9 protein-coding genes are annotated in these 11409 nt (G+C 47.1%); 6 read left to right on the top strand and 3 right to left on the bottom strand.

Annotation, left to right across the window (positions count from 1 at the left end):
• Positions 1-1254 (bottom strand): DUF262 domain-containing protein (locus J0895_RS05120; RefSeq protein WP_207087042.1); only part of this gene is annotated, 1254 nt, incomplete at its 3' end.
• A gap of 132 nt (positions 1255-1386) precedes the next feature.
• Positions 1387-3819 (bottom strand): VIT domain-containing protein, encoded by a 2433-nt coding sequence (locus J0895_RS05115; protein WP_207087041.1) that lies wholly within the window; start codon positions 3817-3819, stop codon positions 1387-1389.
• 553 nt (positions 3820-4372) lie between these two features.
• Between J0895_RS05115 and ffh the strand changes: the two genes are divergently transcribed.
• The 6 genes from ffh (at position 4373) to J0895_RS05085 (ending at position 10554) form a co-directional block, all read left to right on the top strand.
• Positions 4373-5803 (top strand): signal recognition particle protein, encoded by a 1431-nt coding sequence (gene ffh, locus J0895_RS05110; protein WP_207087040.1) that lies wholly within the window; start codon positions 4373-4375, stop codon positions 5801-5803.
• A gap of 323 nt (positions 5804-6126) precedes the next feature.
• On the top strand, positions 6127-6387 hold the full coding sequence (gene rpsP, locus J0895_RS05105) for a 30S ribosomal protein S16 (RefSeq protein WP_207087039.1): 261 nt from the start codon (positions 6127-6129) through the stop codon (positions 6385-6387).
• Entirely contained in the window at positions 6368-6805 is a 438-nt protein-coding gene (locus J0895_RS05100) for a KH domain-containing protein (RefSeq protein WP_207087038.1), read from the top strand. The genes rpsP and J0895_RS05100 overlap by 20 nt, the downstream gene beginning before the upstream one ends.
• A gap of 200 nt (positions 6806-7005) precedes the next feature.
• Entirely contained in the window at positions 7006-7959 is a 954-nt protein-coding gene (locus tag J0895_RS05095) for a PhoH family protein (protein ID WP_207087037.1), read from the top strand.
• Between the two features lie 19 nt (positions 7960-7978).
• Positions 7979-8764 carry a DUF6816 family protein gene (locus J0895_RS05090; protein ID WP_207087044.1) on the top strand — a complete coding sequence of 262 codons (786 nt, stop codon included), beginning with the start codon at positions 7979-7981 and terminating at the stop codon, positions 8762-8764.
• Between the two features lie 32 nt (positions 8765-8796).
• The gene (locus J0895_RS05085) at positions 8797-10554 is read left to right on the top strand and encodes an ABC transporter ATP-binding protein (protein ID WP_207087036.1); all 1758 of its coding nucleotides are present in this window, start codon (positions 8797-8799) and stop codon (positions 10552-10554) included.
• Between the two features lie 43 nt (positions 10555-10597).
• Here J0895_RS05085 and J0895_RS05080 read toward each other — a convergent pair whose 3' ends face one another.
• Positions 10598-11005 carry a c-type cytochrome gene (locus J0895_RS05080; RefSeq protein WP_242541065.1) on the bottom strand — a complete coding sequence of 136 codons (408 nt, stop codon included), beginning with the start codon at positions 11003-11005 and terminating at the stop codon, positions 10598-10600.
• Positions 11006-11409 lie beyond the last annotated feature (404 nt).

The raw sequence follows: 11409 nt of genomic DNA, 5'->3' as shown, positions 1-11409 counted from the left end.
TTCAAATACCTGCCGGGGATTTTTAATCGTTTCTTTTTGGATATCTATCGCCAGTTTATTATAAATTGCCTCCAATTCATTAGGATTTAAAGAACTCACAGTGCTATAGCGAAATGAAACCACTGCAATCAACTTTAACAAGCGGGTAAAGTCCTCAGAAGAAAACTTTTCATAAGCGGCAAAGAGAGTCGGATAAACTTGTTTGACTCGAAATAAGCTCAATTCTCGAATATACTCTTGATTCTGTGGAATATCTCGCCAAAACTCATCATTGGCATTCCCCAACGCCACAAAAAGACTACTATAATTTTCCAGATTTTCCAGTAAATCAAACGCTTGTTGAGCTGTTTTGACAGAATTTCTGACTTTTTTAAAGAGGCGCTCGCGACGGATTCGCGTATAGGTAAGACTCAGATAATACCGAAGAAATTCAGGAAATTTTTCGAGTTGAACCGTTGTAATAATTCTTTTCCATTGCCGTTGAGCATCCCGTAAATCATCTGGTCCTTGGAACAAAGAAAATAAATAATTTTTTAATAAATCTGTGGCACTCAGTTCGAGTCCCCGTGCATTCAAGGTCTCAAATACCGTATAAGCATTCAACTCATCTTCTACATTAATTTGAATGAACAATAATCGTTGCGCCACCGTATCCGTAAGAAAAGTTGCTAAACTTTCTCCACTGCTCACTACTTGGGGGATATTTGCGCTAATTTTTTCACAAAAATAATCAAACGCTTTCCATAAGAGTTGGTTAGAATGAGTTAAAGAACGAAGATGCCGTGGTTTTCTTAAATTAATCAGATTGCTTTGATAAAAATCATTGTTGTTTTCATTTAAAATTAACTTACTGGAATAGCGAAGAGAACTCGGGTCCTTATCAGCTAAATAGGTTCGCTTTAAAAGCTCATGTCGCTCCCTATTCTGTTCTGGTTCTTGTCCTGAAGTGACCAGTTGAGTGAGTTTATCAATGAGGGCGATCGCTAAAATGCTGAGGGTAGCAAACCGCTGTTGACCATCAATAATCGTCCATTCTTTGTCAGAATTGGCCGAATTTTGCAGAACAATTGCCCCCATATAGTGACTGGAATCTTGGTCTTGGTGAAGCATCAAAATATCCTGCCAGAGGTCTTCCCAATTTTCCTCTTGCCAGGAATAATCTCGTTGAAACAGGGGGACTCGATAAATTTTACCATTGCCAATTAAGTCCCGAAAATTGGTAGTTTTTGTATCGAGTAAATTAATTCGAGCCATAAAATGCAGATAAATTAACAAATCGTCGGGTTTGCGTAGGGTGCATCAGATACTCAAGGGAAGGACACCTCTTTCAACTTAACATTCTGACGCACCTTACATCATTATAGGATAACCAATCCTCACCCAGAATTAGGGTTTAACTTGCAATTTAATCCGGAGAGTTCCGGAGAGAGATTGGGGGGGTTGCCAACTTTGTAATGTTTGACGAATCAGATTGATTGCCGATTGATCCGTTAACGTAGAAGCGCGATCGTCTAACATCACGCGCACGACTTGACCCTGACGAACTACAATTTCCCAAACCACCTCACCAGTTACTCCCGGAGAAAGAGTGACAGATTGGAGTAATGTTTCTAAATCTGTAGTCGCCTCCGCATCTAATTCATCCCCATCTATCACTTGAATGCGATCGCTATGGGGTGCTGAATCTTCTATTGATTCGGGGGTTGAAGATTCATACAGGGGTTGGGGACTACCGGGACCGGGACGAGTAACCCCAGACACCGGACTGGATGCCACTGAGGGTGGCGGATATGCACCCGTGGCACGACTCCGTGGTACGATTGCCGCATCTGCTTCGCTTTCTTCCCCAAAAATCCCTTCGTAACTGACTCCCTGGGGGAGTTCCACGGGAACTTGTACCCGGCGAGTGGTGCCATCCGGATCCACTCGGACTTCTTCGCTGACGGCGACAAAGGCAGTGTAGGCAGATAGCAACCGATAGGCGAGGGCGGTATTGGTAACTGCTGTCACCCCGGAAGTGGTTTCGCCGCCATACATTTGGGTCATTAAATCTTTAATTCGGTGCCGAGCCCACAATTGCGCGATCGCCGGGTTGCCATCTTCCTCAAATGCCATGCGAAATAGTTCTTCATAGCGATCGCCATTGGCAGTAATTCCCTTAACTCGTAACTGTCCCCTCGCGCGATCGCCTTTTCGTCCAAACAACACTAACGGTTGTTCCGCAAACAAATCTGGCGCTAACCCGGGATAAACTTCTGCCGGTTCTCCCCCCCCTTCCCATGTCACTTCAATATTCGTTAACACGGGATTATTAATCTGGCGGAAAAATCGTTCTGCCACCTCTTCGGTTGGTTCATCTTGACGAATCACTTGGGAAGTTCCCCGTCCCACTTCTGCAAGGCGATCGAGCACAAATCGATTCACCGAACTCCCCACCCCAAAACTATATAACCGATTTCCCGCTTGTAACTTTTGTTGGACCTCGGCAATGATTTCCATATCATTACCAATATAGCCATCGGTTAACAACACAATACTCCGTAATCGACCATTTTCCGATGGAGGATAATTCAAAACGGTTTGAATCCCATTTAATAACTCTGTTCCCCCATTGGCCTGCAATTGATTGATATAATTAATTGCCAGATTCCGATTAGCAGGAGTATTAGCTAACGGTCGAGGAGACAGTGCGGTAGCTTTATTAGCAAAGTCAATAATGGTAAAAGTGTCATTAGGATTTAAGCCATTGATAAAGCGACGCATCAATTCTTGAGATTTAGCCAGGGGGTCACCGGATTGAGACCCGCTAGTATCCATCAAAAAGATGACATCTTTGGGGACAATTTCATTGCGGTTGTAATCTAATGCGGGAATTAAGTAAATGGCAAAATGTCCTCCGCGATCGTCGGATTGGGTGAGGACTGTTGCCTTGGTGCGATCGCCTGAAACTCGATAGCGCAGAATTAAATCTTTGTTGGGAATAGAATCGGCTTTTCCCAATTCAATGCGGACCATTTCTCCCGATTCAGACTGGACAATTTGATGAGAGGTTGACTGAATATTGGAAATGGGAACTCCGGCATTAATCTCCACAGCGACACTAATATCATGACCCGATCGCGTGCCAGGACGAAGGACCGGAGGCGTAATCCGTGAGGCATCGGGAACCTGGTTTGTATTAGGAGTTCCTGGGTTGGTTGGAGTCCCGGGAATATAGCGCGGACCCACTACCATTGGGAATACAAATTCATAATTTCCCCCTTCAAAGGGAAGACTATCACTGTAGCGAATGGTGACCTCAATTTGTTCTCCGGGTTTGATATTGGCAAGGGATTGAGTGAAAATATTAGGCCGTTCTTGTTCTAATAATCCAGCAGTGCGTCCTTGTTGCCTTGCTTCTTCATAAATGCGTTGTGCTTCTTCCCGTTGTTTGATATCGCCTTTAATGATGCGATCGCCGATTTTAATTTCCATATCATAAACCGCCGCCTCATCGGGAAGCGGGAAGACATAAATGGCTTCTAACGGTTCATTAAAGGGATTTTGAAACCGTTGGGTTACGGCAACTTGGGACACATTCCCATCAATCCGGGCTTTAACGTCTGTATGGGTGAGGGTAAAGGCTTGTTTTTCTCCTTCCGGGGATAAAACATACAAGCCCCCTACATCTTGGGAGTCCGAGGGAGTCTGGGTATTGTTGCCTTGAGAGAGGAGGAGATTAGGTTGCGATCGCGAATGTTCGGCTAAGGTTAAATTAGCCACTGTTCCCATTGCTGTAACCAGGACTAAACAGGCTGGAAAAATATAGAGTAATTTCATAGGAACCTCTTTTGAGGAGAATTGAAAAATGTGATAGATTCTAGGATGGCACAGACCTGGGGAAAAGGTCAGGGGGTTACACTTTTTGTAACAAATCCCGTAAGGAGGGAGATAACGACCACAAGTCGTTACTACAAACCGGGAAACCCAATCAGTTCTTCTACCCAGTTCGTAGTGACGCCTTCAGGCGTCAACTTTTCAATAGCTTTAATTTGTTATTTAATAGAAATAAATTGAATTTCGTATAAATTAAATTTATTTTGATAGATTCCCTCGCATTAATTCAACAAAAAAGTAAATTTATTCTGTTCCAAACCCTAACCATTCAGAATATTTTTGTAAAAATTATCCGAGGGGTCAAGGGTAAACCTCTCATTTTGACAGGAAGAGGGAGTTCAACGCCCTTGACACCCGGGAGTTTTCCCCCAGTCAATTCATCCTCGAAAGAAGACCGCAATATGTTAAACTAGGCGGGTCTGAGCCTGGACCAATCCCTTGCAGGGACACAACTACAACTCATTTCCTAGTCACATTCGAGAGTAACCATAAATTCATGTTTGACGCGCTTGCTGAACGCTTAGAAGGAGCCTGGAAGAAACTTCGAGGGCAGGACAAAATTTCCGAATCCAACATTCAAGAAGCCCTGCGGGACGTTCGGCGCGCCCTTTTAGAAGCCGATGTCAACCTTCAGGTCGTCAAAGCATTTATTGCCGACGTTGAAGAGAAAGCGCTGGGTGCGGAAGTGGTTTCTGGGGTGCGCCCTGACCAGCAGTTCATCAAGATTGTTTACGATGAACTGGTGGAAGTTATGGGGGAAAGTAACGTTCCCCTGGCGCAAGCAGAGACTGCCCCGACGGTTGTGTTGATGGCCGGATTGCAAGGGACAGGTAAAACCACTGCGACGGCTAAACTGGCCTTACATCTGAGAAAGCAAAATCGCACGGCCCTGATGGTGGCAACGGACATTTATCGACCGGCGGCGATCGACCAATTGGTGACCCTGGGGAAACAGATTGATGTGCCAGTCTTTGAACTCGGTACCGATGTGGACCCGGTGGAAATTGCACGGCAGGGGATTCAACACGCCGTGGCGATCGGGGTGGATACGGTGATTGTCGATACTGCCGGTCGTCTGCAAATTGATACGGACATGATGGCGGAGTTGGCCCAGATTAAAGAGATTATCCAACCTCATGAAACTCTGTTAGTGGTGGATGCCATGACGGGTCAAGAGGCGGCGAATCTGACCCGGACGTTTAATGATGAAATTGGCATCACTGGGGCGATTCTGACCAAATTGGATGGGGATACACGCGGGGGGGCGGCCCTATCGGTCCGGCAACTGTCTGGACAACCGATTAAATTTGTGGGGGTTGGGGAAAAGGTAGAGGCACTCCAACCGTTTTATCCCGATCGCATGGCATCTCGGATTCTCGGTATGGGTGACGTCCTCACCTTGGTAGAACGGGCGGCAGAGCAAGTGGACCTCGCCGATGCCGAGAAGATGCAGCAAAAGATTTTGCAAGCGCAATTTGACTTTAACGACTTCCTCAAGCAGATGCGCTTAATGAAGAATATGGGGTCGTTGGGCGGATTGCTGAAAATGATTCCTGGCGTTGGAAAAATTTCCGATGACCAGTTGTCGAAGGGTGAGTCTCAGCTTAAAAGTTCTGAGGCGATGATTACTTCCATGACGGCCCAAGAACGGGTTAATCCTGATTTGTTGGCGGGTTCTCCCTCCCGGCGCAAACGGGTGGCCCGGGGTTCCGGCCATGATGATGTAGAGGTGACCAAGCTGGTGGCGGATTTCTCCCGAATGCGAACGATGATGCAGCGCATGGGTCAAGGGGATTTGACCGGGATGCCTGGAATGGAAGGAATGTTCGGTCCCGGTGGTGGACAACCGGGACGAGGCGGCTATCCTGGGGGTCCTGGTAAGAAGAAAAAGAAAGCCAAGAAGAAAAAGGGGTTTGGAGACCTGTAACGGGTCTGTTCCCAGCGGTCTAGGGTTTTTAAGTCAAAGGTCTATAAAAACCCGCACCCTCAAGGGTGGGGCGTTTGCGGACAAAGCCTGCCTACGCAGGCTACCAGAGAAAACCGACTTTTACCAACCGGATTTGGTATAACAGAGATTTTTTCAAGAAACCCGGTTTCTAAGCGCTGTTGTATCGATGCCCTACAAGGTGGTATAATGAATGACTTTGCAGCGGAAATTTGTAGATGGAATGCTGTAGGTGCTTACCCCCAGAAACAGGTAAGCTGTAATTTGATGGCCTAGAATGGTTACGAAAAAGAAGTAGGAGCAAGATGATCAAAATTCGATTGAAGAGATTTGGCAAGAAAAAAGAAGTCAGCTATCGGATTGTGGCGATGCCGAGTACGACTCGCCGGGATGGACGTCCTTTGGAAGAGTTGGGATTCTACAATCCGAGAAATGATGAAATTCGTTTAGATGTCCCAGGTCTTGTCAAGCGACTGCAACAGGGCGCTCAACCCACAGAAACCGTGCGTCGCATTCTTGAAAAAGCTAATGTCTTTGAACAGGTCAATGCCAGAACCCCTTCCTAATTCCATCAATGAACCACTGACTCCCCAAGAATCATCTGAGGGTGAGAAAAAAAAACCTAGACCGGATTATAAAGGTTTGGTATGTTTTCTGGTGGAACCGTTGTTAGAAACGCCGGAATCATTACGAGTGGATTGCGAGTTATTGGTCGGTGTACCTAAAGTATGGATTCGCATGGCGTTTGAGGATCCAGAAAAAGGGCGCGTGTTTGGGCGTGGCGGACGCAATATGCACGCGGTGCGAACAATATTAGAAGCCGCCGCTTTGGATGCGGGGTTCGCGATGTATTTAGATATCTATGGGGGGTGGCCGAGCGATCGCGCTTCGTCATCCGATGGACCTGAGTCTAAAACCACGACGAGTCCTGCGGTCAGAAATGGTCCGGTTCGTCCTGCACCCAAACTGGCCGATCGCTCCTAAAAGATGCGATCGCCCAGCAGTTTTGGAGGAGAGGAGTGGGGCAGTCGCCGTCGTCTTCCGGCCCCGCTTCCCGAATACCTATCCCTTTTCCAAACTAAGATATTGCCGGAGTCATCTCTACAAGACGCCTGTTTGCAGCCTGACTTGCAAAGAAGGCGTCTTTTTGCATTTTTTAAAACTTTACCTGTAATGGATATGGCATGGAAGAAAAAACAACGATTGAACTCCCTTCTCAAGAAAGCGCCTTAGCCCTCAGTGGCGATCGCGAGGAAAACCTCAAACTCTTATCCAAACAAACTGGTGCCCGAGTCGTCATGCGCGGACAAGACTTACTGATCCAAGGCACCACCAACCAAATCGAACTCTGTACTCGATTAGTGCGATCGCTCTCGGACCTCTGGATTCACGGCAAACCCATCACCAGCGTTGATATCTTCACCGCCCGTCAAGCCCTGGATACCCAACGCCAGGACGAACTCAGCGAAATGCGCCAAGATATCCTCGCCAAAAACCGCCGGGGGGAAGACATTCGCGCCAAAACCTTTCGCCAACGGTCCTACATCAAAGCCATTCGCAGCCATGACCTCACCTTCTGCATTGGTCCGGCAGGCACCGGCAAAACCTTCCTTGCCACCATCCTCGCCGCCCAATCTCTCCTCGCCAATGACTACGAACGCCTAATTTTAACCCGTCCTGCCGTAGAAGCGGGGGAAAAACTCGGCTTCCTTCCCGGGGACTTGCAACAGAAAATCAATCCCTATTTGCGCCCCCTCTACGATGCCCTCTATGAAGTCATCGAACCTGAAAAAATCGCCAACCTCATGGAACGCGGCATCATTGAAGTCGCCCCTCTCGCCTATATGCGCGGACGTACCCTCAATCGCTCTTTCGTCATCCTTGATGAAGCGCAAAACACCACTCCGGCGCAAATGAAAATGGTCCTCACCCGCCTCGGGTTTAAATCCCGCATGGTAGTCACTGGAGACGTTACCCAAACTGATTTACCTTTCCATCAGCAGTCGGGCTTAAATGTCGCCCAAAAAATCCTGCAAAATGTAGAGGGTATTTCCTTCTGCAACCTCTCCCAAGCTGATGTGGTCCGCAATCCACTCGTTCAGCGTATCGTCGCCGCCTATGAAAGTCATGATAAATAGGGGAATAACCCTCTGTCTAATCGTGATAATTCTGCTGTGGAGTCCGGGAAATGCCTTAGCGGGACCCCTGGCGGACCGTTTGCAAGCCTTTCCCAATTGGCAGAGTAAACCTGCTGTCTCTGTGGCAGAGGGAGATTTAATTTATCCAGACTGGATCAAAGGGACTTGGGAAGTGACAAGCACTCTGGTGGAACAGATTGCGCCCCTCGCGCCGAGTCTGGTGACGCCTGGATTTGAAAAAAATCAAGCCTATTTGAATCAGCCGGTTAAATTTCAGGTGCGCTTTGTGGCGGGGTCAAGGGTGAATCCGGGGGGATGGCGGGGAATTCCGATTCCTGTTTCTAGGAGTCAGACGGTGGTTGCCGATCGCGCCTTTAATGGCTTAAAGATTGCGACTGCCTATTTAGGCGAGCACGCGGTGGAATCGGTCAAAGTTGATCCAGCGGATCCGAACCGACAGATTACAGTTTTGAAAGGCGATCGGCAACTGGTATCCCTGGTTACGGGTAGAGGCAGCGAAATTCCTGCTCCTGATCAGTTTATCGCCACAGAAATTACTCAGCAGATTTTTCGCCGCCAACCGCAGATTTATCTCAATGAAGTAGAAACAACGACCCATTATCAACGGGTAAATGCTTCCCCAGAAAAAATCACCGCCAACCAAATCACCGCCATCTATTTGTCACCCCAAGACCCCGATTACTTTGCTGCTGGAGGCAAGGCGATCGCCCTTTATCGATACCAATTAGAATTATCGCGATCAAGCCTTCCTCTGGGTCTGACGCACTCTACCCCGGTAAAGTAAAGTAAATTTAACCCTAATACTGACTTCTAACCTTGTCTCGATCGCATTATTGGTTACTGCTGCCTTACCTGCGTCCCCACTGGAACACCATCATCCGGGCGCTGATTTGTACGTTGATTTTTACCGGTTTTTGGCCTCTGCAAGCCTGGTTAGTCGGTCGGATTGCTAATTTTATCGGGGCCGGAGATGTCGTGGCGATCGCCCGATTAGCCGGGATTGGTGCGCTGATTTTCCTGGGTCAAGGAATCGTCCAATATGGTCAAGATTCCCTGATGGCTTCTGCGGCCCTCTCCATCGCTTTCGACCTCCGTAAATCCATCTACAGCCACCTCCATAAGCTCAATCTCGGCTTTTTTGAAACCGCCAAAACCGGCGACCTTTCCTATCGACTCACGGAAGATATTGACCGGATTGGGGAAGTGGTGAATAAATTTTTCCATCAATTCGTTCCCTGTGTTTTGCAACTGGTGGTGGTGGTGGGATACATGATTTATTTGAATTGGCAACTCACCTTTGCCACCTTGTTAATCGCCCCATTTATGGCCGTTATTGTCAGTTGGTTTGGCAATAAATTATTGATTGTTTCCCGCCGCAGTCAAACCCAAATTTCTAATTTATCGGCATTAATTTCCGAGGTATTTAGTGGAATTCGCTTAGTTCAAGCCTTTGCTGCTGAAGACTATGAAATTGAACGATTTTCTAAGGAAGCCGAACATAATCGAGGGATGAAATATCGGGCAGAAAAATTAAAGGCGATTCAGTTTCCCGTGGTGGGATTTTTAGAAGCCTTAAGTGTGTTATTGTTATTTTTCCTGGGCGGATGGCAAATTTCCCAAGGAAATTTAACGGGGAGTGAATTTGTCAGTTATATAGCGGCAGTGGCATTGGTGATTAATCCCATTGCCTTGACAACGAGCAATTACAACGAATTTAAACAGGCAGAGGCATCGGTAGACCGAATTTTTGAATTGTTTGCGGTGGAAGCAACGGTGGTGGAAAAACCGGGGGCAGTCGCCTTACCAGGGGTAACGGGAAAGGTGGAATATCGAAATGTTTCCTTTGCCTACGCCACCCAACCGCTTCTCAACCCCAAAAACCAAGAAGAAGTGCCGGTATTGCAGGGGTTAAGTTTACTGGCATCCCCGGGAGAGGCGATCGCCTTAGTTGGTGCTTCTGGGGCGGGTAAAACCACGTTAGTCAATCTTTTGCCTCGGTTTTATGATGTGAAATCGGGACAAATTCTGATTGATGGAATTGACATTCGGGATGTCACCATTCCCAGTTTACGCCGTCAAATTGGCATTGTTCCCCAGGAAACAATTTTATTTACCGGAAGTATTGCTCAAAATATTGCTTTTGGACAACTGGATTATCGGTTAGACGAAATTGAAGCAGCGGCGAAAATTGCTAATGCCGATGAGTTTATTCAAAAACTGCCCGATGGATATCAGAGTTGGGTAGGAGAGAGAGGGGTGAATTTATCCGGGGGTCAACGGCAACGAATTGCGATCGCCCGCGCGGTACTTCTGAATCCGAGAATCCTCATTTTAGATGAAGCAACCTCTGCCTTAGATTCAGAATCAGAAGCGTTAGTCCAAGAAGCATTAGAAAGGTTAATGCAAAATCGCACCGTTTTTATTATTGCTCACCGTCTTGGAACTGTGCGTCGCGCCGATCGCATTTTAGTCATAGAAAAAGGACAAATTGTAGAATCTGGCACTCATCACGAACTGTTGGAACGAGACGGACAATATGCCAAATTTTACGCCCAACAGTTTGACAGAGGATAACTCAAAACCCACAAAGATTTTAAATCCCTGTGGGTTGTTGCGTTTAAAGACTTTCAACATATTTCAACAAATCTGCCATATCTTGGGTATTGGGTTGAAATTGGGGCATTGGCGGCGTTTTTCCCCCCGTCACCTGATTAATAATCCCAACAGGGGATTTCCGTTGAGAAACCCCGGTGAGACTGGGTCCTACCTGCCGTCCATTCTGGATACCATGACATCCGGCGCAGTTCATTTGGAAGATTGCATGACCCCGAATTGAGTCTCCATCCAGGGTTAAGACGGTTTTCACATAAGGATCTGAAACTTGCAGTTGAATAGCGAGAATAATCCCGAGGATAATACCCACCAGAATAAAGACAATGACTGCGCTTCGCGCACCAAAGGCGATCGCCCCACTTGTGATGGGACAAGGTTCTACTGCTTCAGGTTTAGCGAGATCGTTAGTCAAGGGTAAGGTGGTTTTCAAGGGATGTACAAATATTGTATTATTTTATAACATATCTTAAAACTTGGGATCAGAATGGGCATGGATTGACAATTTCTGCGGACCCCTGGGCGATCGGCGCAGATGGCGTGATCTGGAACTCGGCTGGTCTAAAAACCCGGATCGGCCCTTTTGAGCAGACTGTCTGTAGATGAGAGAATTGCAAGAAACCTTTACCAAGAATCGGCGTAAAGCCCCCGGATTTATCCGTGGGGATATAAGCCAACAGTGTTAAAATAGTAGAAGCGATTAAGAATAATCATCGGCGTGGTTGTTGCATTCACGTCTTCGGTGAAATTCCGGCACAGTAAGTCACTACTGCCTTGATCCGCAAGCCTATACAACTGGCAAGCAATATCAGAATGCAG

This window comes from Phormidium pseudopriestleyi FRX01 (genome assembly GCF_017313335.1).
Lineage (GTDB): Bacteria > Cyanobacteriota > Cyanobacteriia > Cyanobacteriales > Laspinemataceae > Laspinema > Laspinema pseudopriestleyi.
Note: the sequence above shows the minus strand (reverse complement) of the source record. Positions and strands in the feature narration are given on the sequence as shown.

Bases quoted from the DNA above. Each gene is read 5' to 3' on its own strand.
- J0895_RS05115 (WP_207087041.1), bottom strand. From the start codon at position 3,819: ATGAAATTACTCTATATTTTTCCAGCCTGTTTAGTCCTGGTTACAGCA.
- ffh (WP_207087040.1), top strand. From the start codon at position 4,373: ATGTTTGACGCGCTTGCTGAACGCTTAGAAGGAGCCTGGAAGAAACTT.
- rpsP (WP_207087039.1), top strand. From the start codon at position 6,127: ATGATCAAAATTCGATTGAAGAGATTTGGCAAGAAAAAAGAAGTCAGC.
- J0895_RS05100 (WP_207087038.1), top strand. From the start codon at position 6,368: ATGCCAGAACCCCTTCCTAATTCCATCAATGAACCACTGACTCCCCAA.
- J0895_RS05095 (WP_207087037.1), top strand. From the start codon at position 7,006: ATGGAAGAAAAAACAACGATTGAACTCCCTTCTCAAGAAAGCGCCTTA.